This window comes from Calothrix sp. PCC 6303 (assembly GCF_000317435.1).
GTDB lineage: Bacteria > Cyanobacteriota > Cyanobacteriia > Cyanobacteriales > Nostocaceae > PCC-6303.
Genome location: NC_019751.1, coordinates 6,163,752 through 6,188,581, shown reverse-complemented (window position 1 = coordinate 6,188,581; position 24,830 = coordinate 6,163,752). Strand labels below are relative to the sequence as shown.

Below are 24,830 nucleotides of genomic sequence, written 5' to 3'. Positions count from 1 at the left end.
ATTATCTTTATGGCAAGGAATACAGAGTTGGAGGCGGATCCACCTCCAACTCTGGATAAGAAGCAGAGCCTTAAAGTCAGGGTTCTCAGGGAGAGCCTAGGAACCAGTCGATGCCACAAAAACTGTATGTTCCTAAGTCAACCTAAATACATCAAACTTAACTACATCCCCATGAATTTCACTAGTATCAAACCGATAACTACTAACTTCACCGGTTCCCGTATCAAAAATACTAAATACGGTGAACTTGTTACTAGAAATAAAGGGTATAGGTTGATTATCTTCGCCTACTAAAGGTGAGATTGTGGGAACTACAGGATATAATCCGTTCGGATCTCCTATTTCCACGTAATCGTCGTTATTGGTGGCATCGTTTTTTGTAGGGACATTATCACGTTGACGTGAACCAAATGCAGCACCATAGGAATTACCTACGTTAGAAGTTTCTAAAAAGTGCATTCCACTGGAACTAATGAAGCGGTTCCAAAGATGGGAATGTCCAAAGAATACTAATTGCACTTTAGCAGTTTCCAATAATGGCATGACATCCCGCATCAAATAGTCGTTATCTTTGGGATATTCATAACTCACAGATTTGATTTTGTCATTTTCATCTCGTTGGATAACTTGCACCGGGTCGGTGTAGGCTGGAACAATGTTATCTCCTAATGTATGGGGTGGATGATGTAACATCACAACTTTGTACTTTGCTTGCTGAAACTCAGCATTATTTAACTCCTCCACTAGCCAATTATATTGAGTGCTGCCTTTGCTAATTGGTTCGTAAATAATTTGCCCGTAACCCCAATTTTCGGGATTTTCTAAATCCTGGCTTGCTTCAGCATATTTTCCTTTTTTTCCTTTATCGGTGTTGGGTGATCTCCACATATTTGTGGCATAAAGTACTACCAATCGCACATCACCCCAAGTGACTGCATAGTAAGTTTTTCCACCGCTGAGGCTTTTGGGTAAACTAAAAATTTCTTCGTAAGTATCAGTATTAAAAGAATTATCTTTGATAGATTTTTCACCGTATAGTTGACGAGCGACAGAGCGGGGAATGGTATCATTAAATTCGTTATTTAGATCTTGATTTTGATCTTTATCTTGATCACCATTAAATCTACCCATCAACTCATGATTGCCGATACAGGTATACATTGGTGCATGTTGAATAATTTCTCCACCATAGTATGTCAACTTGACACCATCATGATTCATCTCATAATTTGCCCGTCCTTGTAAACAGGGAAAGAAAGCATTCCCCCGATTATCATCAAACCATTCGCTAGCGCGATCGCTTATATTAACTAAGTCCCCTGCAAACCACACTGCATCCACTTGTCCCACAGTTTCTACAACTTTTTGCAGATTTGCCGCAACCATCGGTTTAATCTGATGATCGGAAGTTAATAAAATCCGCTTTGGTACTCCCGGATTCGGTGCTGCTGCTAAGGTGAATATATCGCTACTCACACTCTCCCCATCTTCACGGATGCTTGTCACTTGGTAATTGATGCGTATTCCTGGGGTTAAATTACTAATCAGGGCTTCATGTCGCCAAATATCACGCTGAAAGATTTCTTTGTAAACCTGCCCATCTTCAGATTGATTTGCTACTCGTGACTTTTGATCTTCACGGGTACGGCTGAGTTTAACTGTAGTAGCAACAGCTTTTTTTGCAAGGTTTTCACCATAGGTAACAAGATGTTGAACGCCGATAAATTCGGTAAACCAGACTACGTTGATGCTGTTCAGTGTCGGTAGCTGCAAAAATGGATCTGTCAGCAATTTAGGTGCAGAAGCCATACTGATTTTTGGGTTGGTGATCGTTGATAGTCAATTATGATAGCGGTGTTATTTTATTTGTGGAGAATGAATATTATACAGTTTCGGAAAACTGCTAGAGAGGTGATTTTTTAGATATCTGGTGAAAAAAACGTAGAGACGTAGCATTGCTACGTCTCTAGAAGGTTTATGGGTAAAACGTAATTAATTTCCAACAGATGTCTATTCTGAATTCTGGAAGAGAGACGCGATATATCGGATCTCTACATTTAAAATTGATCAACAACCCGATAACAATTAATTGATTACCCTCCCATCGTTTCGGGTGAAATCAAAACTGTTAACAAAAAGCTGACTGTAAATGCTGCGAAAGTAAACCAATATTTGCTGATAAAAGGTGTCATTTTTAACTTAGACATTTTTAATTTAGACATTTTTAAGTTGTGGATGTATTATTACCACAGTCTTAACTCTGTATTTCTGGGGATGCCAACCGCAATTTTGCGGCAGTTCGTAAAATTTGTCCGGCTAAAATTGCAGCACCAAAGCCGTTATCAATGTTCACAACTCCAATCCCTGTTGCACATGAGTTCAACATTGTCAACAAAGCTGAAAGTCCGCCAAAACTGGCACCATAACCAATGCTGGTGGGTACAGCAATCACGGGACAATTTGCTAATCCGGCAACGACGCTAGGAAGCGCACCTTCCATGCCCGCAACTACTATCAGTACAGATGCGGATTCGATTACGTGACGGTTGTTGAGTAAGCGATGAATCCCGGCTACACCCACATCCCAAAGTCTTTGGACGTGAAAACCACAGAGTTCGGCAGTGACAGCAGCTTCTTCGGCGATGGGCAAGTCGGCTGTCCCTGCTGAAATTATACTTATGATTCCGTGATATTTCGGTTGATTATTTGGAGGGACTAAGGCGCAAATTCTGGCTAGTTTGAAGTATTGTAAATTGGGAATTTTTAGTTCTAGTAAGTTATATACCTCTTGGGAAATCCGTGTTGCCATCACCACAGGATTTTTTTGTTGCATTACCTGCATGATTTGGATAATTTGCGCGGGGGTTTTGTCTTGTCCCCAAATGACTTCAGGAAAACCAGTACGTAATTCTCGGTGGTTATCAATCTTGGCAAAATCCCCCACCGATTCATAATCGAGGTTTTTGAGTTTCTCGAAGGCAGTATCTGGGGAAACGGTACCATCAGCAATAGATTGAAGAAGCGATCGCAGTTTGTCTGGATTGGTCATTTATTATTTACCTTGCTAGGGTCTTTGAGAGATAATCAACTTATAAGGATCAGAAAATTGGGTTTTGGAAAACTCCCTTGCTTCTGCTTCCCCTACTCCCCTTGCCTCCCCTGCCTCCCCTGCTTCTGCTCCCCTACTCCCTGCCTCCTCTTTGACCCTAGATTTATTAACACTAATCAATCTTCAATTCATGTATATTCCAGAAGGCACCACCTAGAGCAGTATACTTTATTCCTTGGAAGCGATCGCGTACTGCTTGCAAGTCAAGTCTTTCCACTAAATGGATAAACGGTAACTGTTCCGAAGCAATCCGCTGATACTCGTAATACAATTCCTTCCGTTTATTTTCATCTATTTCCTGTGCCGCCTTCACATATAGTTTATCAATTTCCTTTTCCCAATCGGAGGCTTCCCAACCAACTTTTTTAGGTTTACCTGGTTGTTGTCCTAAATTAAATGCATGGGAAGCACCATTAATTCGCCAAATATTACTAGCACCATGGGGGTCAAAACCACCACCTGCAAAACCACCAATATATGCATCCCAATCTTCGGTGTCTTTGAGTTTGCCCAAATAAGCATTAAAACTGAGAATTTGCTTATCGGCTTCAATACCGATTTTGGCTAAATCCTTCGTAATCTGGTTTACCATATCAGTTCTGACTTTTCTTTCAGAATTTGTCAGAATCGTAAATTTTACTGGATTTCCCTCTGCATCCAGCAGTTGATTTTGGGAATTATACTTAAAACCAGCCTTCGTTAAAATTTCCTTAGATTTTTGAGGATTGTAGTCATAAACCTTTAATCCTTTCTCTGGAGTTAAATAGAAGGGACTTCTCTCGTAAACAAAGGAATTTTGGAATACACCCAAACCACGGAAAGCATTTGTCTTAATTGTCCCCCGATCGATGGCGTATGCGATCGCTTGTCTAAACTCTTTCTGATTAAACCACTTAGATTTAATTGGATCTACTAATGGTTGTCCTTTAGGATTTTTAGCTTTACTTTGATTAAAAGTAATAAATGTTGTCCCTGTATCGGGACCTCCATCATAAATTGTAAATTTAGCTCGTTTTTCCTCCCGTTTTAGCAAACTAAAACCTTCTGGAGAAACCTCTAAACTATCCAAACCACCAGAACGAAAACTAACTAACTGATTATCAGTAGATTCAATAATTTGGTAAACAATTCGCTCAATATAGGGTTGGGGTTTACCTTGGGCATCTTTGCGCCAATAATAGGGATTACGTTTAAAAATTACCCTTTGACTAGGAACATAACTTTCCATCACATAGGGACCATTCCCCACAATCTTCTTCGGATCTGTTCCTGTTGTCCAAGTTGAGATAAATTCTGAATTTCCCTGAGAATCCTTTTTATCAATTGCAGCCTTCAGACTATGTTTTGGCAAGATAGTTATCCCCCCAACCAAATTAATAAATGGGGCAAAAGGTTCAGGTACACTAAATTCTACCTGAAGGTCACTAATCTTTTTAACAGATGGTAATTTTCCACTTTCACCAATCTTCAAAGCATCCTTAATTGGCGCTGGAATTTTAGGATTTAAATAAATATCATTGTAGGTAAAAATAATATCATCAGCAGTCATTGGCTGACCATCTGACCATTTTAAATTTGGACGAAGATTAATTAAAATTCGCTGTCCATTATCAGTAATTTGCCAAGATTCTGCCAAAGCTGGCTCTAACTTAGCAGTTAGGGGATTAGTATTAATCAACGAGTCATAAATAAAGCCAAAAACACTATATGCCGACTCATTCAAAGCCGAATTAAAAGTAGAAGGCTCACCCAAAACAGCAACAATCATACTTGGTGCTTGTGCTGCCACCGTTCGGAAATTTGATAAATTACACCCATTTAGTAAGAGAGTGATCCATAAACCTAAGCAAGTTAAAATCCCCACCAACCTAATTTTTTTTCTTGAAAAATTAAAATTTATCGAATTCATTCGCAAAAATACCCCCAATAACTGATTAATTTCACAATTTAACTAAGGTACTTGAAATAACAAAACTACAGCATAAGCACAAATACCTTCTTCCCGTCCCACAGCATCTAATTTTTCATTCGTAGTTGCTTTCACACCAACTTGATTCGGTTCTAATTCTAAAACTGCGGCAATTTTTTCGCACATTTTGCCAATATGAGGTTTCAGCTTCGGACGTTCTGCCACCACCACAGAATCAATATTGCCAATTTTCCAGCCTTTTTCCAGCAGCAACTGATTTACTTGATGCAGTAGCTTCAAACTATCTGCACCAGCCCATTTTGGATCAGTAGGGGGAAAATAATGACCAATATCACCCAAAGATAACGCTCCTAGCATCGCATCCATGATGGCGTGGGTGAGGACATCCGCGTCACTATGCCCTAGTAAACCCAGTTCATGATCAATCTCAACACCCCCTAAAATTAAGCGCCTTCCTGCCGTTAATCGGTGGATATCGTAACCATTACCTATACGAATAGTCATTTGAATTTGTAATTGAAATGGGTAATTACTGAATTGGGAGAATTATAGATTCTCGATTTCTTGAATAACACGCAAAGGGGATGGTAGTGAGCAAGGCACTAAGCAAGGTACTGAGCAAGGCTCAGAAAAATCAGAAAAATCAGAATCCGGTAGATGGGGATTCAACAAGGCAGCTTTTGGGGGTCATTCAACTCCCAAAACTTGCCACCCCATGTTCTGCAATCCTTGTCGGCAGTTCTTGTAGGGTCATTTCTCCCCTGCTCCTCCCCTGCTCCTTTCCCCCTGCCCCTCTGCCTCTTCACCCTTGTCCCAATTTTCTAATAAATCGGGACGACGTTGGCGAGTACGTTCAATCTGTTGTAATAATCGCCACTTAGAAATTTCTGCATGATTACCACTCAAAAGCACATCTGGCACCTTCCAACCACGAAAGTTAGCTGGGCGGGTGTATTGGGGATAATCTAACAAACCTTGCTCAAAACTTTCAGATTGTAGGGATTCGGCTTTACCAACGGTACCTGGTAAAAGACGAGTCACCCCATTAATTAAAGCCATCGCAGGAATTTCGCCACCTGTCAAAATAAAGTCTCCTAAAGACACTTCACGGGTAACTAATTGCAACACTCGTTCATCAACACCCTCGTAATGACCGCAAATAACTATCAATTGGCTGTAGTCTGTTGCTAATTCCCGTAACAAAGGTTGATTAATGGTTTGTCCTTGAGGACTCATCAAAATCACCTCTCTTCGCGGTAGAATTGGCAGCGATTCAACAGCAGCAAAGATTGGTTCAGGCTTCATCAACATTCCCACGCCACCACCATAGGGTTCGTCATCGACTTTTCGGTGCTTATCACTGGTAAAGTCTCGTGGGTTGATCAGATTAACTTGAGCAATCTGTTTAGCTAGGGCTTTACTCAACAGTCCGGAATTGAGAACTGAGGTAAAACAGTCAGGAAACAACGTAACTATATCAAAGCGCACAGTAATTCGTATTCGAGGACACTAATCTTTAAATTGGGATCTTGGATCGGAAATCAGGGCTAGGAAAATGGTGACTAAAGGGATATGGTTACTCGATAACCACCTGTTGGTAGCCGATTCCTTGTTACATCAGACACGTACAAGTTGAATCATTTGCGCCCATAACTCCTGTAGTACTGGGATTGGATATTCAAACAAAGGTTTTTCTAATTACTTAATTTATGTTTAAATATTGTCACATCTACGTTTGATTTAATAATTTAACTAGGTTAACAACTTCCAGGATGCATCAAACCAAATCCAGAGTAAAACTTGTTGAAATTAGCTTTCTCCCAAGCAGAATTTCGATGATCTGGAAAAAATGGACAGGTGAAGAACAAGATATTTGTCTTGGGTGAAAACCAAGAACATACACAAGTATGGGGCAAGTGTGGGAAGTGTTGGTTGTTGAAGAGCCTGATTTTTGGTGGCAATGCTGCCCAATTCAGGAAACTTTAACCCTTGCGCTTTGTAAGCTTCCGGACAAAAACTGTTCCAAGAGGTATAGCGGGAAAATGATCGAGCTTGCAAACTTGTTTAATTTCACCTGAAGTTGTTGACAGGAGTAACACAATGCGGCAATTAAAGGCTAAATGGCTGGAAATGACGACACCCCAAGCAACTAAAACCGCCGTTCTCGTAATCGGAGGTGCAGAAGATAAGGTTCACGGACGCGAAATTTTGCGAACTTTTGTGGATCGTGCAGGTGGAAATGATGCCCATATTACGATCATTCCCTCTGCCTCACGCGAACCCGGCATCATCGGCGGGCGTTACATCCGCATTTTTGAAGAAATGGGAGCTAGCAAAATTGAGCTTTTGGACATCCGTGAACGCGATCAATGTGAAGATCGCCATTTTCAAGAAGCTCTCGAAAATTGTACGGGGGTATTTTTAACCGGGGGCGACCAATTACGGCTGTGTGGCGTGCTGGCAGAGACTCCAGTAATGGAGATTATCCGGCAACGCGTGCGGTCAGGTCAGCTCACTCTCGCTGGCACTAGTGCTGGGGCTGCGGTCATGGGACATCACATGATTGCAGGGGGAGGAAGTGGTGAATCACCAAATCGTTCACTCGTTGACATGGCAACTGGGTTAGGATTGATTCCAGAAGTAATTGTGGATCAACATTTCCATAATCGAAATCGCATGGTCAGATTGGTTAGCGCGATCGCATCGCACCCCGACCGTTTGGGCATCGGTATCGATGAAGACACTTGTGCCATGTTTGAGCGTGATGGCTGGATGCAAGTTTTGGGAAAAGGCAGTGTCACCATTGTTGACCCAACTGAAGTAACCCATACAAACGAGCCAAGTGTTGGTGCTACCGAACCGTTAACGATTCATAATATGCGAATGCATCTTCTGAGTCATGGCGATCGCTACCATCTTTACCAACGTAATGTACTACCAGCTACTTACCGTATTTCCAGCTGACGGAACATAGTATCTGGAGTTACACTGAGTTGACCGCTGATAACTACGTTGCAGTAAAAAAAGCGAGAATAATTAGGATGTCAGAACCAAACTGTTTTGCTTTAACAGTTAATGCGGTCAATTCCAGTAAAAACTAGAGTATTGACTCCGAATCTCCATCTACCTATTCCCATGAGAATCCTCAAAATCCAGACCTTACGCGGTCCCAACTATTGGAGCATTCGACGCCACAAGTTAATAGTGATGCGCCTCGACTTAGAAAATTTGGCTGAGACGCCCTCGAATGAAATCCCCGGCTTTTACGATGGATTAGTTGAGGCGCTGCCAAGTCTGGAAAGTCACTATTGCTCACCTGGCTGTCGCGGTGGTTTTTTTATGCGAGTTCAAGAAGGAACCATGATGGGTCACATCGTGGAACATGTCGCCCTTGAACTTCAAGAACTAGCTGGTATGAGTTCTGGTTTCGGTCGCACCCGTGAGACTGCTACACCAGGAGTCTATCAGGTAGTTTATGAGTACCAGAATGAAGAAGCTGGTCGCTACGCAGGTAGGGCAGCGGTTAGATTATGCCAAAGCATTATCGACCGAGGCAGCTACCCCAGAGCAGAACTAGAGCAGGATCTCCAAGACCTGCGCGATTTCTTCCGCGACTCAGCCCTTGGTCCTTCCACTGAGGCAGTTGTCAAAGAAGCCGAGAAGAAGGGTATTCCTTGGATACCTCTGGGAGCCCGTTTTCTGATTCAAATCGGTTACGGTGCAAACCAGAAGCGAATCCAAGCTACCATGACCAACAACACGGGCATCTTGGGAGTTGAACTTGCCTGCGACAAGGAAGCAACCAAGCGAATTTTGGCAGAAGCCGGAGTCCCCGTCCCCAGAGGCACAACCATTAATTTCCTCGATGATTTAGAAGAGGCAATTGAAGGTGTCGGTGGTTATCCAATTGTGATCAAACCCGTTGATGGCAACCACGGACGTGGAATCACCATTGATATTAGAAACTGGTCAGAGGCAGAGTCTGCATACGATGCCGCTCGTCAGGTTTCTCGTGGGGTAATTATTGAAAAATATTACGTCGGACGCGACCATCGAGTACTGGTGGTAGATGGTAAAGTGGTCGCAGTTGCCGAACGGGTTCCTGCTCACGTTGTTGGTAATGGCAGATCGACAATTGCCGAATTAATTGAAGAAACTAATGAAGATCCTAATCGTGGGGAAGGACATGATAATGTCCTCACCAAGATTGAACTAGATCGCACTAGCTATCAACTTCTAGAACGAGAGGGCTATACCCTAAATACTGTTTTAGCGAAAGACAAAATTTGTTACCTTCGAGCCACTGCAAACCTAAGTACAGGTGGCATCGCGGTGGATCGAACCGATGAAATTCACCCAGAAAACGTTTGGTTGGCACAGCGAATTGTCAAGCATATCGGTTTAGATGTCGCGGGAATAGATATTGTCACATCGGATATTAGTCGCCCCCTAAGGGAAACTGATAGCGTAATTGTTGAGGTGAATGCCGCACCTGGTTTCCGGATGCATATCGCCCCTAGTAAGGGAACTCCTCGCAATGTGGCAGGTGCTGTTGTGGATATGTTGTTCCCTGGCGAACAATCAGGTCGGATTCCGATTTTGAGCGTTACGGGTACTAACGGCAAAACTACAACTACCCGTTTACTAGCACATATTTTTAGGCAGACTAAAAAGGTAATAGGTTATACAACAACCGACGGAACTTATATCGGTGATTACTTAGTTGAATCTGGTGATAACACTGGACCCCAAAGCGCTCAACTAATTCTTAAAGACCCAACGGTACAGGTTGCAGTGTTGGAAACAGCCCGTGGTGGGATTTTGCGCTCAGGTTTAGCCTTTGAATCATCTAATGTGGGTGTTGTGCTTAACGTTGCTGCCGATCACTTAGGCTTAGGTGATATTGATACCATCGATCAGTTAGGGCATCTCAAGAGTGTGGTTGCTGAAGCTGTTTATCCTGATGGCTATGCAGTGTTAAACGCTGATGATCCGAGGGTGGCAGCGATGGCTGAAAAAACCAAGGCAAATATTGCTTACTTTACGATGGATGCCAACTCCCAACTGGTACGAGATCACGTACAAAAGGGCGGAGTTGCAGCATTGTATGAAAATGGTTATATCTCGATCCTCAAGGGTGATTGGACACACCGCATTGAACCTGTGGAAAATATCCCCCTCACAATGGGTGGAAGGGCACCATTTATGATTGCCAATGCCTTAGCGGCATCTTTGGCAGCATTTGTCCAGAATGTGACAATTGAGCAAATTCGCCAAGGTTTAACAACATTCCGAGCTTCGGTGAGTCAAACTCCTGGACGGATGAATTTGTTTAATCTGGGTAATTATCATGCTTTGATTGACTATGCTCACAACCCCCACAGTTATCAAGCTTTGGGTTCATTTGTGCGGAACTGGAACACAGGCGATCGCATTGGCGTTATCGGTGGTCCTGGGGATAGACGGGATGAAGATTTTGTAGCTTTGGGTAAATTAGCAGCGGAAATTTTTGATCGGGTAATCATCAAAGAAGATGATGATACCAGGGGAAGACCTCGTGGTTCGGCTGCTGATTTTATTGTTCAAGGAATTGGACAAGTTAACTCGAAGTGTCAGTATGAAACTGTCCTGGATGAAACCCAAGCCATCAACAAAGCCTTGGATATGGCACCCGATAATAGCTTAGTGGTAATTCTACCTGAGATTGTTAGTCGTGCTATTAAGTTAATTAAGGCACGCGGTGTCGTTAAAGAAGAAATTCAACAATCAAATACCAGCACAAATGTAACTGACACACAGATTAATACAAATTCCAAGGTTGTCAATCGTCTGTAGTCCAGAGTCAATGGTCAAAAAATATTTTTTTGACCATTAACTATGGATTGTTGAACGTAAATTATTCTTCCCGTTCCGGATTATTGTTGTCTTCATTGGGGTTTTTCAATTCTTCTTTAAAACCCCGCAAGGTTTTACCTAAGGCACTTCCCAATTCCGGAATTTTTTTCGGTCCAAAAATTAATATTGCGACAATTGCAATTACAGCAACTTCCGTCCATCCTAGTCCAAACATTGGTTGTACCTGTAAGTGATTACGTACACAATCAAATTTTAACCTTCAGATGCCTCAGAGACGGGTTCAGTTTCGGCTCCCGATGTTGTTTCTTCAGATTCAACCTCTGTTTTGACTGGAGGTTTTACAGGTTTAGGACCCCGTGCTAGTGCAGCACTAACTGGTGGTTTAGATTCATCCCCAGAGGATGATCTTTTACCTTTGCCTGATTTTCTGTCTCTATCAGAATTTTTGTCTTTGGGTTTGGAATCTCTTGAACCAGCTTTAATGGGAGGTTCAAAGTTGGGATTTAGGGTTGGTTTTGGGGGTGGATTTTGAGAGTCGATGTCAGCATTAGGCTGTTGCTGACGGTCAGCTTTCTTGATTGGTGGTTCTACCATTGTTAAGTTCTGTTAATTTATTTGTATGATACATTGCTTCAATAGAATAGTGTAGCAATCGTCAGAATCTGAGATTGTTATATCATTTATCGATAAACTTGATCCAAATTTAGTTCTGAAATACCTGCTGTTGTACTTTGGTTAAAACAAAAGCCATCAGAAATTTGATTGGAGTAATGATTGTAGGCGTGATTACAAATTCTCTTGAAGAGAAAACCCAGGTGCATTCTTGAAAAGATAGATTGAGTGGGTGTGTGTGTGGGAAAAATTGTCGTTGTGGGAAGTCAGTAGCTACTAGTTAGTAGTGGTCAGGATTTGAATTTAATTTACACTTTGTTACAGAGCGGAAACTTTTTTAGGGGCTTCCGTCTTCAAAAATATTTTTCAAGAAGCTGTGTTTATTTGTGCCGACTTACTGAATAGCTAATCCCATCAATCTCTAAATAGCTGCAAAATAACTAGTATTTGTACTTAATTAATCAGCTAATAGTAGCACTAGAAAAGCACCTAAAGTTAAAAAGATTATATGAAAACTAGTGTTGGAAAATTATTTTGATGAAAAAATATACTCACGAAGTCAGAACAAGTCGAAGCACAGGGGAAGGTGTTTCTCGGAACCTGAAAACTCTGATTCTGGGACGTTTATCGAATAAAGATGAAGGGGAAGATCAAGGTTTTGCCTTGATTTTCTTGGCTTTAATATTAGGATTAGCAAGTGCGATCGCATTACCAAGTTTGACCAATCAGGCTAGCAAAGCAAAGCAATCGGAAGCAAAAACCTATATTGGTTCGATGAATCGCGCTCAACAAGCTTATGTTTTGGAGTACGAAAATTTTACCGATTCTTTGGATAAGTTGGGTGTGGGAATCAAAAGTGAGACTGATAACTACAACTATTCGATTCGTCTGGGAACTAAAGCTGTGTTTAATTACGGAACTTCCAAAACAGAGAATCTAAAAAGCTATGTTGGTGGCGTTTTTGTTGTTCCTGATCCTAGTTCACCCGGTTCAAACTCCACTACACAAACTATTATTTGTGGAACAGATATACCAACAAGTACCCAGCCTTCACCCCCCACAAATGAAAATGGTGTTTTAACTTGTGGTGTTGGGACAAAACAAATTAGTCGCTGATTTTTAAATCTCTGAAATATTTGTAATATTTGTAATATTTGTATAAGTCAGGACTTACGGGATTGTCACAATGTTAAGGTTGATGCGTGACACCAAAAGCCTGATTTTTTTCGTTTCAGATTAATCTAAATAGAACGGTGCGAAAAAACCGTGGAGGCAGAGTATCCACTTACTTTGCGCTATGTCGTGTCGGGATGGTACGTTTGCTCAGTCGGATGACCCCGCAAAACTGCCTTTTTAAGTCCGGTTACAAAACAGACTCGTTACTCATTAGTTGTTTTTCGATATCCTCACACTGGGTTAATTTATGCCTAATCAACTTTGGTCTTACGTCACTCCAGGTATTCCCGATGATATGTTCGAGCATTTACCGGGTATTCCCCTCAGTCAGCGGGAAATTCGGTTACTAATATTGTCGCAACTACGACTGCGAATCGACTCTGTATTGTGGGATATTGGTGCCGGAACTGGGACAATTCCTGTAGAGGCTGGTTTGTTATGTACTCAAGGACATATTCTTGCTGTAGAGCGTGATGAGGAGGTAGCAAGCTTGATTCGTCGTAATTGCGATCGCTTCCAAGTTACAAACGTTGATGTGATTGAAGGAAGCGCTCCCGAATGCTTACATGATTTTAAACCAACTCCCGATCGCGTTTGCATCGAAGGTGGTAAATCAATCCACGAAATTTTGCGAACAGTGTGGCAATATTTAGCCCCAACAGGTCGTGTGGTAGCTACAGCTGCTAATCTAGAGAATCTGTATACAATTTCCCAAAGTTTGTCATTATTGCAAGCTCGAAATGTCGAAGTTGTGCAATCTTCTGTAAATCGTCTAGAAACCCGTGGCTTTTCCCAAACCTTTGCAGCTGTTGACCCTATTTTTATCGTTAGCGGTGAAAAGTTTGAGTGATATTCTCCCGATACTGATTTTTGTGGTGACAGCACAGGTTTCTTAAGACGATTTTAGATTTTAGAATATGAAATAATTCAAAATATTATGCCTTGGTCTCGAATTTTTAGTGGAATTATTGCGATCGCGCTCGCTCTTGGAAGCACACTTTTAGGTGGATGGTACTATACTCTCGCCTATGCAGTGATTATTTATCTCGGTCAAAGCGAATTTTTTGACTTGGTTCGAGCTAAGGGTATTGCTCCTGCTGCCAAAACAACTTTAGTAGTTAGTCTCATTTTATTAGTAATTTCTACTATCGAAGGTCATCTTGCTGATGCAGTTCTACCATTAGCTGGTACCTTCATTTGCTTTTATCTATTATTTCAACCCAAAATGGCAACTATTGCCGATATTTCTGCTTCTATTTTAGGTTTATTTTATACTGGATATTTACCAAGCTTTTGGGTGAGATTACGAGGTATTGATAGTGCTCAATCTAGTAATTTACCTCTAGGAGCTTATTTCCCAGAATCTTGGACAGATTTTTTCTCCCCCAACTCCGTACATTTGTTACCAAAGGGATTGACAATTACATTATTGACTTTTTTCTGTATTTGGGCATCAGATATTGGTGCTTATTTCTTTGGTAAATATCTTGGTAAAACCCCTTTATCTGATATTAGTCCCAAGAAAACCGTAGAAGGAGCAGTTTTTGGAATTTCGGGAAGTGTTATAGTTGCCGTTTTGGGTTCCTATTATTTAAAGTTACCTGATTATGCTTTTACAGGAACTGCTTTAGGTCTTTTAATTGGTGTTGCTGGACTTTTGGGGGATTTAACCGAATCAATGCTCAAACGCGATGCAGGAGTCAAAGATTCTGGACAGTTGATCCCTGGTCATGGGGGAATTTTAGATCGAACTGATAGTTATATTTTTACTGCCCCATTAGTCTTTTATTTTGTCACACTGCTATTGCCGTTGCTAGAGAAATAATTCACGGATTAATATTGATCTTACCTTGACACGTCAGTTTACCAGGGTTCAAGTTAAGTTCTTGAATATCTACATCCGTACCTAAATCTAAATATTCCTCATACTTTGTGTCAGTTTCTGCATTGGCATAAGCTGCAATTGTTTTAGCTTTAATTTTTAATTCATGACCGTTCAATAACTCTAATTCCAGCATAATTTCCGATAAATAGCTGCTTTGGAAATCATCTGCGGGAAAAAGTAGCAAATAGTTGTTGGCAAGAATTATTTTTTGCCAAACAATTTTCTTGGATTTTGCGCTATAGTCTGGTATTAGTTTTATCAGGGCATCATTTAACGCGTTGGATAGTAGGGTGGATGCTAGTGAAGCATTTAAGTCTTCTTCAGTCAATACCACATTACCAAATACGGGTATTGCTTCCAACAATTTCAACGGTTGTCCCTTGAGTACAGAGCCGATATTAATGCGAATATTTTCAGCAATCAAATTAGCTTCCGTGAGGTGTAAACCCTGATAAACAGCATTCTGAGCAAAAATAGAAACCTGGGGAATTGATCCCGACAGTAATTGACGATCGCTAGCTTCGATTTTTAGATCTAAATGACCAATTTTAGTAGTTTGCGATCGCAACCAAAGCTTAAGTGCTTTAGTTAATACCTTAGAGATCATCCGGGTCGATTTGGAAGCATTACCTTCTGAACTTACTTGTGACATTTATCTAGTTTTTTGGGTATACATAACAAGCATCATGGACATTAATTAAGTTAATCTCTGTCAAAATTAAAGAGATGATAACTGTAACATTTACGCCTATTAACTTTCAGGTTAACGGCATATAGTATTCATTAAACCTTGCAATCTACATCAGTAATTTTTTCATGGAGGAACGGGTACAAAAAATACTATCCCAATGGGGTATAGCTTCGCGTCGGCAAGCTGAAGAAATGATTCAGCAGTCACGGGTACAGGTTAATGGTGTTTTGGCGCATCTAGGTCAAAAAGTAGACATTCAAAAAGATATCATTACTGTTGACAATCAACCAGTTTCTCAGAATAAACGCCCGATTTTAGTATATTTGTTGCTAAACAAACCGCTGGGAGTAGTTTCCACCTGTGATGACCCCCAAGGTAGACCAACGGTTTTAGAACTACTATCAGAAGAATTACGCTCTGGTCAGGGGATTCATCCAGTAGGTCGTTTAGATACAGATTCAACCGGAGCATTATTACTGACAAACGATGGTGAAATGACCTTTAAACTCACCCATCCCCGTCACAGCATCTCGAAGACATACCATGTTGTTATCCAAGGACATCCAACAACGAATGTCCTGGAAATGTGGCGAAATGGTTTAATGCTAGATGGCAAAAAAACCAGATCAGCTATTATCCGAGTTTTGCAAAGATTTAGCGATCGCACTAGTTTAGAAATTATCCTTAAGGAAGGAAGAAATCGTCAAATCCGTCGTGTTGCCGAACAATTAGGACACCCCGTTATCAAACTCCACCGGATTGCTATTGGTTCAATTCAGTTACATCTACCAGGACAAAAAGTTTTAGCACCTGGTTCCTATCGTTTCCTAAAAGATTTCGAGATTCTTAGTCTCAATTCGCAGTTAGAGTGATTTCCTATTTAATGATTTTGTTGGGTTAAGGAGTGAAAGGACAATATGAAGTGGCAAATTCATAAACAAGAACAAGTAGAACAGATTCTTTCATTCGATGAGCAAAGAGTCGAAAAAATTGTTGAAATTGGTTCCAAGTTTCGTAATCTACGTCAAGAATATGGCTTTGATATCGATCAAGTAGTCGCCTATACTAAAATACCCCGTAGGTTAGTTCAAGCAATCGAAGAAGGTGATTTAAGCAATCTTCCCGAACCTATTTATATTCAAGGTTTAATTAAGTTATATGCTGATGCTTTAGGATTGGACGGAAATGAATTATCCAGCAGTTTCCCAACTGAAAGGAATGATTCTCAACCTCTATCTAAGTTGAAAACTACTGTTTTTGGTCAACTACGACCAAATCATTTATATGTACTTTATATTGGGCTAATTATCTGTTCTGTTAGCGGTTTATCCCAGGTTTTAAATGTTGCCAAATTCCAAGGGAATAACGGGGAAGAAAAAAATCAACAGAAAGAAGCACTGGTAAAACCAACCCAAGTGAAGCCAAATCTGGATTTGCAAACCATTAATAATCAACTGAGTCCAGACACTGTGGAAGACAATGTTCAGGTTGGTGTCACACTCAAAGATTCCTCATGGATTAGAGTCGAAGTTGATGGGAAAACTGAATTTGAAGGCACTTTACCCCAAGGTACACAGCGAATTTGGAAAGCTCAAGATCATTTAACCCTCAAAGCAGGTAATGCTGGTGGTGTATTGCTAAGTGTAAATAAAAAGCAGGCGAAACCACTGGGAGAAATAGGAAAAACCAAAGAGTTGACGATTGCAGCAAATATGAGATCTTAGAGGAACATGAATTCAATAAAGTGCATTTATTAGAGACTTCCAAAAAAAAATATCCCAAAATTTCTTGTAGTACAGGCATCTTGCCTGCTACTAATACAAGAATATGCAAGACTTCGGCGTGAGCGCTACTTTACCTCCGGTACACTTCGTTCCGACTAGGCTTAGTACCAGTCAGTCCTTACCTCCGGTACACTTCGTTCCGACAGGCTCAGGAATCATCGAACGCTGCCTATCCCACAATATTGGATCATCTTTTTTGTCTAGTTCTCTAGGGTGTGTAAGCGGAGCGTAACGAACCATTTCCAGTTAAAACTGACTACTGCCTTGAGGTACTAGTAGTCTGTCAGTTTGAAGAAGGCAGTAGGGCAACAGCCTAGATTCAGCCCCCAACTCAAAACTGGCGACACTTCTGCATCGGAGTATTAAACCCCCTACTATTGATAGAAATGACGGTTTTAGAGACGTAGCACTGCTACGTCTCTAAAAGTTTGTGGATGTGTACATAAACCTTTTTGAAAAACCGTATATCCTAATACATTTTTTTTTTATTTTATGTCCCTAATATTAAGTCGAATATCTAAAACTTTGAGTCAGATATAATTAGTGCTTGACAGTTATTTATTTAACTAGTCAGTTACATTTATCTGTAGATACCTCATTTCTCGAAAATGCCCTAAAGCATTAGCATTAAACTATCTTAGTGCTTGCCTTGCATCAGAATTAACTATACCAAAAACGGTTTTAAACTCTCATTGTGTGGCTTCACCTAACAGATGCGATCGCTAAGTAGAATGTACCGAACTTAAAGACGTAATAATTACCGATGCTAATATTTTCAAAACCCTCTAGTTCAATATTGAAGCAGACGATAAAAAACTCGATCGGCTAAACTAGATTAGCCAGTTGGCTTTAAAGTGGGCAAATTTATTGGAATCTCCATATTCGCATTTTACATTGCCAAAATTTGGTAAAAATCTCCGAATTTTAGCTTGGGCAGTATTAAGCGACTATGATCTCAGCACCACAACTGCATCGCGCAAAGAGTCGTGATTTGCAGGACAAATAACTTAATCGTAGAAATTTTCTTTGTTTATCAGATTCAGATGATATCTGAATTCCATTTTTATTTACTGAGGAAAAACAACCATGAGTGGTAATGAATCGCGCTTTCAGGCAATTTGTCAAATTACCGATCGAGAAAAGCTACCGCCTAAAGTTCCCAACCGTCTAGAAGAAATGTGGGCAAGCGATGTGTTTACCCTAAACAAAATGCAAGCATGTTTGCCTAAAGATGTCTTCAAATCCTTGAAAAAGACGATTCAAACTGGTGGCAAGCTAGATGTTTCTATCGCTGGGATCGTTGCGGCAGCCATTAAGGACTGGGCAATTTCCAAAGGGGCGCTTTATTATGCCCACGTATTTTATCCAATGACCAACATTACCGCTGAGAAGCATGACGGTTTTATCTCCGTTCAAGGTGATGGCACGGCAATCACAGAATTTTCTGGCAAATTGTTAGTGCAAGGTGAACCCGATGGTTCTTCCTTCCCCAATGGTGGTATTCGCTCTACTGCTGCCGCACGGGGCTACACTGCATGGGACATCACCAGTCCGGCATACGTGATGGAGACAGATAATGGTGTCACGCTGTGCATTCCCACTGTATTTATTTCTTGGACAGGTGAAGCCCTAGATAAGAAAACCCCTTTGTTGCGTTCTAATGCGGCGATGAACAAAGCTGCAACCCGTTTGCTAAACCTGCTGGGACATTCAGAAGTTGCACCCGTAAACTCTAGCTGTGGTGCAGAACAAGAGTATTTCTTGGTGGATGCTCACTTTGCCCATAGCCGTCCAGATTTATTACTAACAGGAAGAACCCTATTTGGGCGACCTTCGGCGAAAGGACAACAGTTTGACGATCACTACTTCGGAGTGATTCCAGAGCGCGTCCAAGTCTTTATGCAAGACGTAGAAGAAAGACTTTATCGCCTGGGTATCCCCGCCAAAACCCGACATAACGAAGTTGCCCCCGGACAATTTGAGATTGCACCATTTTTTGAAGCGGCAAACGTTGCTAGCGATCATCAACAGATGACCATGACAATTCTCCGAAATACGGCAAAGAAACACGGTTTTGTTTGTTTACTACATGAAAAACCTTTTGCTGGCATCAATGGTTCTGGGAAACATGTTAACTGGTCAGTTGGTAATGCCACCCAAGGAAATCTACTCGATCCTGGCACAAACCCCCACTCAAATCTCCAATTTTTACTATTCTGTGGTGCTGTAATTCGCGGGATTCACAAATATGGTCCTCTGTTGCGGGCTGTAGTTGCCACCGCTAGTAACGATCACCGTTTGGGTGCCAATGAAGCCCCTCCAGCAATTATCTCAGTTTATCTAGGTTCTCAGCTAGAGGATGTATTTGAACAAATTAAGCGGGGAGATGTTAAAAGTTCTGCCAATGCTGGGGTAATGGATCTAGGTGTAGCCACATTACCACTATTTGAAAAAGATCCAGGCGATCGCAACCGGACTTCACCCTTTGCTTTTACAGGGAATCGCTTTGAATTCCGGGCTGTGGGTTCTGGACAATCTGTTTCTGGTCCCTTGGTGGCGATGAATACGATTTTGACGGATTCTCTCACTTGGGTAGCAGATCAGTTAGAGGCACAATTAGGAAAGGGAAATGATCTAAATACTGCTGCCTATAGTATCCTCAAATCAGTAATGGAAGATCACGGTGCAGTGGTTTTTGGTGGGAATGGATATTCTGAAGAATGGCACAAAATGGCAGTTGAAGAACGTGGGTTATTGAATCTGCGGACTACTGCTGATGCGTTGCCGATTTTGAAGGAAAAGCACATTGAAGAATTGTTTGAAAAAACAGGTGTACTTACTGCTACTGAGTTAGAAAGTCGCTTTGAAGTGTACTCAGAGCAGTACATTAATGTGATCGAAATGGAAGCTAAACTGGTAATTAGTTTGGCAAAAACAGTGATCTATCCTGCGGCAGCTCGTTACTTATCAGAACTTGCTAGTACCATTGCTAACCTCAAACAAATTGGGATGGTGTTTGAAGCAGAAACTGCTGAAACAGTTGCTTCTCAAACCAAACTGATGATTGATACCGTCAGCAAACTAAGCAATGTTTTGGATAAGCACGATTTTTCCAGCGTTGAAGAACACATGCAGCATTGTGCACAAACAATTCGTCCACTGATGGATCAAGTTCGTGAATATGCTGATGCTTTGGAAGGAAATGTTGCAGATGATTTGTGGCCCCTACCAAAATATCAGGAGATGCTATTTATTAAGTAATAAATCTTGATAATGTCTAGATTTTGGCTTAATTAGCCCGTAATTGAGCTTGTAGTTATCTTTTGGTGGTAACTACAAGCTCAATGTCTATTTGACTATTAATTAAGATTTTTCTTCAGTAGTTCGCCGACGGGGTGCGCGTCCATATATCCTAGTTAGATTCTGTAAGCGATCGCATAAACCATCGCTGAGGCTATCTGGGTGATATCTCCATTCCCAGTTACCTTCTGGTTTTCCTGGAAAATTCATTCGCGCTTCTCCACCCAAGGATAAAATATCCTGAAAGGGAATAATTGCTTGGTTGGCAATGGAACTTAATGCCATACGAATTAAATCCCAATGGACACCATCGTTACTAATGCCACCTAGATATAATTCCAAATTGTATTTTTCATGATCACTAGCTGTATTAAACCACCCAATTGTAGTGTCATTGTCATGGGTTCCAGTATAAACAACCGAATTTCGTCCATAATTAAACGGTAAAAACTCATTACCAGGATCCGAACCAAAAGCAAACTGCAAGACTTTCATCCCTGGAAACTCAAACTTATCTCGCAAAGCTTCCACATCGGGTGTAATAATCCCCAAATCTTCAGCTAAAACAGGTAGTTTTCCCAACTTATCGCGGATAGTTTCAAATAATTGATCTCCAGATGCCTTCATCCATTTACCATTTTCCGCCGTTTCTTCCCCACGGGGAACAGCCCAAAAAGCTTCAAATCCGCGAAAATGATCAATGCGAATAATATCAACATAATCCAGCATCGCCTCAAAGCGCTTCACCCACCAAGCAAAATCTTGTTTTTCCAACTCTTCCCAGTGGTAAACTGGATTTCCCCAAAGTTGACCAGTTGCACTAAAGTAGTCAGGTGGCACACCAGCCATTAATTCAACTTCACCAGTCTTTTCATTCAAACAAAATATATCTGGATTTGACCACACATCAGCACTATCGTGTGCTACATAAATAGGTATATCACCAATAATTTTAATACTATGTTCATTGGCATAATCTTTGAGTTGTGACCACTGTAAGAAAAACTCAAATTGCAGAAATTTGTAATAGAAAATATCATCACTCAGTTCCTGAGTAGCTGCCTCAATAGCTTCTGGTTTGCGCTTGGCATACTTTGTCTCCCACTGATACCAACTAGCACCTTGATGGGCATCTTTGAGCGCCATAAACAAAGCATAATCATCTAACCAATATGCCTTAGCTTCGCAAAAAACAGCAAAATCTTGGCGTTGTTCTGGTGTTGCCAGATTTTTAAAATTCTCAAAAGCCAGCTTTAACAATCTAACTTTAATAGTAATAGCTTGTTCGTAATTTACCTTTTCAATCGAAAAATCTGGTAAATTACCGAAATCCCAATCAGCCAGTAAATTTTGTTCCTTTAGCAAATCTGGGCTGATTAAAAAAGGATTTCCCGCCATCGCCGAGTAACACATATACGGAGAGTTTCCGTAACCTGTCGGTCCCAATGGCAACACCTGCCAATATTGCTGGTCACTATTTTTGAGAAAATCAATAAAACTCCGGGCTGGATAACCCAAATCCCCAATTCCGAAACGACTGGGAAAACTTGTTGGGTGTAGCAGAATACCGCTGGATCTAGGAAAAGGCATAAGTAATCAGAGGAAGCAATCTCATCGAATTTAACATGGAATAGGAAGTTAATTTTATAGGAGTGATTCCATACCGAGATTTACCAGGCTACTTCCACAGGATTACTATGTGTCAAAATAACTCTAGTTTTTGCTGGAGTTGATGGGATGGCTTGGGATAAAGATAAGCAACTACAAGGTGGGAAGTATACGATCGAAGAGGTACGCAGACGAGGACGTTTCAGTATTACCTATCTTGCCAGAAATATTCAGGGAAATTTAGTTATTATTAAAACCCTTGATGATGTGTTGATACATCAACCTGGTTTTCAGGATTTGCAAGAAAGCTTTGTCAAAGAAGCAGTGCAATTATCTAGCTGCAAACATCCCAATATTGTGAAGCTTTTAGAACTGCCATTTCTAGAGGATAAATTGCGCTGTTTGGCACTGGAATACATTGATGGGGAAGATTTACAAAGAAGATCCCAAAATCTTCTCCCAGAAGCAAAAGCACTCAAATACATCCGGCAAATTGGGTTAGCTTTGGAAGTTGTACATCAAAATAATTTGGTACATCGGGATGTCAAACCAGCGAATATTATGATTCGTGGTGGTTCCAGCGATGCAGTATTAATCGATTTTGGTTTAGCACGGGGATTTGATTACAAAAAATTAAGCGTCAGTGCCGATCAAGTGGCAGAACCCGGTTACACACCGCCAGAATTGTACTCCCAAACGGTGGAAATTGGAGCCTATACGGATATTTATTCCCTCGCAGCGACACTTTACAACCTGCTGACGGGACAAATACCAACCAATGCTAAAGAACGCTTGCAAAATAATACACCGCTAAAAGAACCGCAAGAATGGAATCCCCAAATTAGCGACAAAACCAATTCCGCGATTCTCCGAGCGATGGAAATGAAGTGCGAAAAGCGTCCTCAATCTATTCAAGCATGGTTCGATCTACTCGGATTGCAGCCTCCCTCTGTTGTAGTTGATACAGGAGGTGACAAACTCGCTAAAATACAAACAAGATACGCAATCCTAGCTTTTTGGTTGGGTGTAGCTGCATTGGTTGTTACCATAGTTGGTATTTTTACAGGGATTTTTGGGAACGAAATTAAAGAAAGATTTATCAAACCGTCACCGCAACCAACAAACACATCAGTACCAAATAAGCCTTAAACCTCGTCTATTTTGAGAATCGTAATTTGTAACTTCAGATTGTGAGATTGCTTCCTTAGGAAGACGCAAGCTACGCAATGACAAAACTCCACTTTTTATGATGGACAAAGTTTAATTTGGATTTTATCGAAGGAAAATAAAGTATAAATTCCCATAAATATAAACTCTAAAATTCTATGTATTGGCAACCAGGACACAAATTGAATAATCAAAAATACACCATTGAAATGATGTTAGGTCAAGGTGCTTTTGGTGTCACATACAAAGCTAGAAATTCTCAGATTAATTTGCCAGTGGTGATTAAAACACCGAATCCAATGCTGCAACGCGATCGCAATTATTCCCGATTTGTTGGCAAGTTTATTCAAGAAGCACAATTATTAGGACAACTTTCTACAAATCCACATCCAAATATTGTGAGAGTTATTGATTATTTTGAAGAAGGTAGTAATACACCCTGTTTGGTAATGGAGTATATTGCAGGACAGGATTTGTTTCAATTAATCGAACCGCAAAATGGTAAACTAAATCCTCTACCTGAAAATGTAGCTGTAAATTATATTCTAAAAATCGGAGATGCACTTATTTCGATGCACGAAAATTCTACAGTGCATCGGGATATTCATCCCGGCAATTTGATGATTCGCAGTAATAAACAACCGATGTTAATCGACTTTGGATTAGCTGGAGATATAACCCCCGCAACTTCATTTTCTCGCAGTTTTGGTAATCAAAATTTTGCACCCTACGAGCAATTTCAAGGCAGAAAAGAACCGACTGTAGATATTTATGGATTGGCAGCTACTTTATATTATGCTGTCACAGGTGAATATCCAGTTTCTTCATGCGATCGAAAATATTATCAAGCTGAATTAATTTCACCACAGCAAATTGTTTCGAGTTTGAGTCAATCCTGTTGTGATGCGATTTTGAAAGGGATGGCATTGGAAGCAAAAGAGCGATCGCAAACCATGCAGGAATGGGTGGATTTATTTGTTGCTCAACCAAAAATTGCACAAAGCAATAATTCTAAGGCTTTAAAGTTATTGAATAGTCATCTAGAACCTGGTCAAGCACAAATAATACAAGGTGATTATTCTAAAGCGTTAGAATTAGCGAATAATTATATAAATAAAGAGAATCTAACTTCAGAAGTAGGAGTAGATTACACAAATCTTTCTGACTTACTCAAAGCACAAAATTGGCGAGAAGCAGACGAAGAAACAGGCAGATTAATGCTGAAAGTAGCCAACCAAAAACGAGAAGGCTATCTTGGTGTTGAGTCAATTAATAACTTTCCTTGCGCTGACCTTCGCACGATTGACCAACTGTGGGTAAAATACAGCAATGGTCGTTTTGGCTTCTCTGTGCAAAAGCGCATTTATCAAAGTTTGGGTGGAACAGAGGAATACAACGATAAAATTTGGAACGCTTTTGGCGATCGCATTGGTTGGAAAAGGGGGAAAAAATGGGTGTACTACAGTGATATTACTTTTAGTCTAAGTCAGGCACCGGAAGCCCATCTCCCATGGAAGCCCATTTGGTGTGGTGTTTATGATGGAATGGTATATTATAATTGGAAATCTTTCTCTCTTCTCGCGTCCAGACTTGTAAAGTCTAGCATATAAGGGGTTACAGAACTTTATAAAGATTTGTGAACGAGTCATTTTCCACGAAGTCTTGCGGGTTATGGGTTTCCGATACCTGGCACTGGGAGTTTGGTGTTTTCT

At 40.8% G+C, this 24,830-nt stretch carries 21 protein-coding genes; 11 read left to right on the top strand and 10 right to left on the bottom strand.

The annotated features are described in order from the left end of the window. Nucleotides 1-132: 132 nt before the first annotated feature. The 6 genes from CAL6303_RS25090 to trmD all read right to left on the bottom strand — a co-directional run bounded on the left by CAL6303_RS25090 (nucleotide 133) and on the right by trmD (nucleotide 6,527). A complete protein-coding gene (locus CAL6303_RS25090; protein ID WP_015200645.1) occupies nucleotides 133-1,809 on the bottom strand; it encodes a purple acid phosphatase family protein in 1,677 nt (558 codons plus the stop codon). Between the two features lie 284 nt (nucleotides 1,810-2,093). Continuing rightward, entirely contained in the window at nucleotides 2,094-2,222 is a 129-nt protein-coding gene (locus CAL6303_RS31575; RefSeq protein ID WP_255348438.1) for a hypothetical protein, read from the bottom strand. Between the two features lie 32 nt (nucleotides 2,223-2,254). Continuing rightward, nucleotides 2,255-3,049: a nickel pincer cofactor biosynthesis protein LarB gene (gene larB, locus CAL6303_RS25085; RefSeq protein ID WP_015200644.1), complete on the bottom strand. Its 795-nt coding sequence runs from the start codon at nucleotides 3,047-3,049 to the stop codon at nucleotides 2,255-2,257. Nucleotides 3,050-3,221: 172 nt separating this feature from the next. Then, a complete protein-coding gene (locus CAL6303_RS25080) occupies nucleotides 3,222-5,018 on the bottom strand; it encodes an ABC transporter substrate-binding protein (protein ID WP_015200643.1) in 1,797 nt (598 codons plus the stop codon). Between the two features lie 42 nt (nucleotides 5,019-5,060). Beyond that, on the bottom strand, nucleotides 5,061-5,543 hold the full coding sequence (gene ispF / locus CAL6303_RS25075; RefSeq protein ID WP_015200642.1) for a 2-C-methyl-D-erythritol 2,4-cyclodiphosphate synthase: 483 nt from the start codon (nucleotides 5,541-5,543) through the stop codon (nucleotides 5,061-5,063). A gap of 246 nt (nucleotides 5,544-5,789) precedes the next feature. Next, nucleotides 5,790-6,527: a tRNA (guanosine(37)-N1)-methyltransferase TrmD gene (gene trmD, locus CAL6303_RS25070; protein WP_015200641.1), complete on the bottom strand. Its 738-nt coding sequence runs from the start codon at nucleotides 6,525-6,527 to the stop codon at nucleotides 5,790-5,792. A 612-nt stretch (nucleotides 6,528-7,139) separates the two neighbouring features. Between trmD and CAL6303_RS25065 the strand changes: the two genes are divergently transcribed. Both CAL6303_RS25065 and cphA read left to right on the top strand, forming a co-directional pair. Next, nucleotides 7,140-8,003 (top strand): cyanophycinase, encoded by an 864-nt coding sequence (locus CAL6303_RS25065; protein WP_015200640.1) that lies wholly within the window; start codon nucleotides 7,140-7,142, stop codon nucleotides 8,001-8,003. A gap of 171 nt (nucleotides 8,004-8,174) precedes the next feature. Continuing rightward, a complete protein-coding gene (gene cphA / locus CAL6303_RS25060; protein WP_041740914.1) occupies nucleotides 8,175-10,874 on the top strand; it encodes a cyanophycin synthetase in 2,700 nt (899 codons plus the stop codon). A 61-nt stretch (nucleotides 10,875-10,935) separates the two neighbouring features. Here cphA and tatA read toward each other — a convergent pair whose 3' ends face one another. After that, complete coding sequence (gene tatA, locus CAL6303_RS25055) at nucleotides 10,936-11,109, bottom strand: twin-arginine translocase TatA/TatE family subunit (RefSeq protein WP_015200638.1); 174 nt, start codon at nucleotides 11,107-11,109, stop codon at nucleotides 10,936-10,938. A gap of 38 nt (nucleotides 11,110-11,147) precedes the next feature. Continuing rightward, the gene (locus CAL6303_RS25050; RefSeq protein ID WP_015200637.1) at nucleotides 11,148-11,489 is read right to left on the bottom strand and encodes a hypothetical protein; all 342 of its coding nucleotides are present in this window, start codon (nucleotides 11,487-11,489) and stop codon (nucleotides 11,148-11,150) included. Between the two features lie 555 nt (nucleotides 11,490-12,044). Here CAL6303_RS25050 and CAL6303_RS25045 point away from each other — a divergent pair. From CAL6303_RS25045 to CAL6303_RS25035, 3 genes are all read left to right on the top strand, one after another. Then, nucleotides 12,045-12,623 carry a type IV pilin-like G/H family protein gene (locus tag CAL6303_RS25045; RefSeq protein WP_015200636.1) on the top strand — a complete coding sequence of 193 codons (579 nt, stop codon included), beginning with the start codon at nucleotides 12,045-12,047 and terminating at the stop codon, nucleotides 12,621-12,623. A gap of 307 nt (nucleotides 12,624-12,930) precedes the next feature. Further along, the gene (cbiT, locus tag CAL6303_RS25040; RefSeq protein WP_015200635.1) at nucleotides 12,931-13,533 is read left to right on the top strand and encodes a precorrin-6Y C5,15-methyltransferase subunit CbiT; all 603 of its coding nucleotides are present in this window, start codon (nucleotides 12,931-12,933) and stop codon (nucleotides 13,531-13,533) included. Nucleotides 13,534-13,620: 87 nt separating this feature from the next. After that, nucleotides 13,621-14,508 carry a phosphatidate cytidylyltransferase gene (locus CAL6303_RS25035; RefSeq protein ID WP_015200634.1) on the top strand — a complete coding sequence of 296 codons (888 nt, stop codon included), beginning with the start codon at nucleotides 13,621-13,623 and terminating at the stop codon, nucleotides 14,506-14,508. A 1-nt stretch (nucleotide 14,509) separates the two neighbouring features. Here the strand turns inward: CAL6303_RS25035 and CAL6303_RS25030 are convergent, their stop codons facing one another. Further along, complete coding sequence (locus CAL6303_RS25030) at nucleotides 14,510-15,220, bottom strand: DUF2993 domain-containing protein (RefSeq protein WP_015200633.1); 711 nt, start codon at nucleotides 15,218-15,220, stop codon at nucleotides 14,510-14,512. A 164-nt stretch (nucleotides 15,221-15,384) separates the two neighbouring features. On the opposite strand from CAL6303_RS25030, the gene CAL6303_RS25025 reads away from it, so the two are divergent. The 4 genes from CAL6303_RS25025 to CAL6303_RS25015 all read left to right on the top strand — a co-directional run bounded on the left by CAL6303_RS25025 (nucleotide 15,385) and on the right by CAL6303_RS25015 (nucleotide 20,304). Beyond that, nucleotides 15,385-16,131 (top strand): pseudouridine synthase, encoded by a 747-nt coding sequence (locus tag CAL6303_RS25025; protein WP_015200632.1) that lies wholly within the window; start codon nucleotides 15,385-15,387, stop codon nucleotides 16,129-16,131. A gap of 45 nt (nucleotides 16,132-16,176) precedes the next feature. Then, nucleotides 16,177-16,983, top strand: coding sequence for a helix-turn-helix domain-containing protein (locus CAL6303_RS25020; RefSeq protein WP_015200631.1), 807 nt, complete (start codon nucleotides 16,177-16,179; stop codon nucleotides 16,981-16,983). Nucleotides 16,984-17,886: 903 nt separating this feature from the next. Further along, a complete protein-coding gene (locus tag CAL6303_RS30515) occupies nucleotides 17,887-18,033 on the top strand; it encodes a hypothetical protein (protein WP_158333184.1) in 147 nt (48 codons plus the stop codon). Between the two features lie 96 nt (nucleotides 18,034-18,129). Continuing rightward, complete coding sequence (locus tag CAL6303_RS25015; protein WP_015200630.1) at nucleotides 18,130-20,304, top strand: glutamine synthetase III; 2,175 nt, start codon at nucleotides 18,130-18,132, stop codon at nucleotides 20,302-20,304. 102 nt (nucleotides 20,305-20,406) lie between these two features. On the opposite strand, the gene malQ is transcribed toward CAL6303_RS25015, so the two are convergent. After that, a complete protein-coding gene (gene malQ, locus CAL6303_RS25010) occupies nucleotides 20,407-21,933 on the bottom strand; it encodes a 4-alpha-glucanotransferase (RefSeq protein ID WP_015200629.1) in 1,527 nt (508 codons plus the stop codon). A 147-nt stretch (nucleotides 21,934-22,080) separates the two neighbouring features. Here malQ and CAL6303_RS25005 point away from each other — a divergent pair, with 147 nt between their 5' ends. Next, nucleotides 22,081-23,100, top strand: coding sequence for a serine/threonine protein kinase (locus CAL6303_RS25005; RefSeq protein WP_015200628.1), 1,020 nt, complete (start codon nucleotides 22,081-22,083; stop codon nucleotides 23,098-23,100). A 176-nt stretch (nucleotides 23,101-23,276) separates the two neighbouring features. Further along, nucleotides 23,277-24,728 carry a serine/threonine-protein kinase gene (locus CAL6303_RS25000; protein WP_015200627.1) on the top strand — a complete coding sequence of 484 codons (1,452 nt, stop codon included), beginning with the start codon at nucleotides 23,277-23,279 and terminating at the stop codon, nucleotides 24,726-24,728. Nucleotides 24,729-24,830: the final 102 nt, after the last annotated feature.

Coding starts and splice junctions, on each gene's coding strand:
- CAL6303_RS25090 (WP_015200645.1), bottom strand. CDS start 1,809: ATGGCTTCTGCACCTAAATTGCTGACAGATCCATTTTTGCAGCTACCG.
- CAL6303_RS31575 (WP_255348438.1), bottom strand. CDS start 2,222: ATGTCTAAATTAAAAATGTCTAAGTTAAAAATGACACCTTTTATCAGC.
- larB (WP_015200644.1), bottom strand. CDS start 3,049: ATGACCAATCCAGACAAACTGCGATCGCTTCTTCAATCTATTGCTGAT.
- CAL6303_RS25080 (WP_015200643.1), bottom strand. CDS start 5,018: ATGAATTCGATAAATTTTAATTTTTCAAGAAAAAAAATTAGGTTGGTG.
- ispF (WP_015200642.1), bottom strand. CDS start 5,543: ATGACTATTCGTATAGGTAATGGTTACGATATCCACCGATTAACGGCA.
- CAL6303_RS25065 (WP_015200640.1), top strand. CDS start 7,140: ATGCGGCAATTAAAGGCTAAATGGCTGGAAATGACGACACCCCAAGCA.
- cphA (WP_041740914.1), top strand. CDS start 8,175: ATGAGAATCCTCAAAATCCAGACCTTACGCGGTCCCAACTATTGGAGC.
- tatA (WP_015200638.1), bottom strand. CDS start 11,109: ATGTTTGGACTAGGATGGACGGAAGTTGCTGTAATTGCAATTGTCGCA.
- CAL6303_RS25050 (WP_015200637.1), bottom strand. CDS start 11,489: ATGGTAGAACCACCAATCAAGAAAGCTGACCGTCAGCAACAGCCTAAT.
- CAL6303_RS25045 (WP_015200636.1), top strand. CDS start 12,045: ATGAAAAAATATACTCACGAAGTCAGAACAAGTCGAAGCACAGGGGAA.
- cbiT (WP_015200635.1), top strand. CDS start 12,931: ATGCCTAATCAACTTTGGTCTTACGTCACTCCAGGTATTCCCGATGAT.
- CAL6303_RS25035 (WP_015200634.1), top strand. CDS start 13,621: ATGCCTTGGTCTCGAATTTTTAGTGGAATTATTGCGATCGCGCTCGCT.
- CAL6303_RS25030 (WP_015200633.1), bottom strand. CDS start 15,220: ATGTCACAAGTAAGTTCAGAAGGTAATGCTTCCAAATCGACCCGGATG.
- CAL6303_RS25025 (WP_015200632.1), top strand. CDS start 15,385: ATGGAGGAACGGGTACAAAAAATACTATCCCAATGGGGTATAGCTTCG.
- CAL6303_RS25020 (WP_015200631.1), top strand. CDS start 16,177: ATGAAGTGGCAAATTCATAAACAAGAACAAGTAGAACAGATTCTTTCA.
- CAL6303_RS25015 (WP_015200630.1), top strand. CDS start 18,130: ATGAGTGGTAATGAATCGCGCTTTCAGGCAATTTGTCAAATTACCGAT.
- malQ (WP_015200629.1), bottom strand. CDS start 21,933: ATGCCTTTTCCTAGATCCAGCGGTATTCTGCTACACCCAACAAGTTTT.
- CAL6303_RS25005 (WP_015200628.1), top strand. CDS start 22,081: ATGGCTTGGGATAAAGATAAGCAACTACAAGGTGGGAAGTATACGATC.
- CAL6303_RS25000 (WP_015200627.1), top strand. CDS start 23,277: ATGTATTGGCAACCAGGACACAAATTGAATAATCAAAAATACACCATT.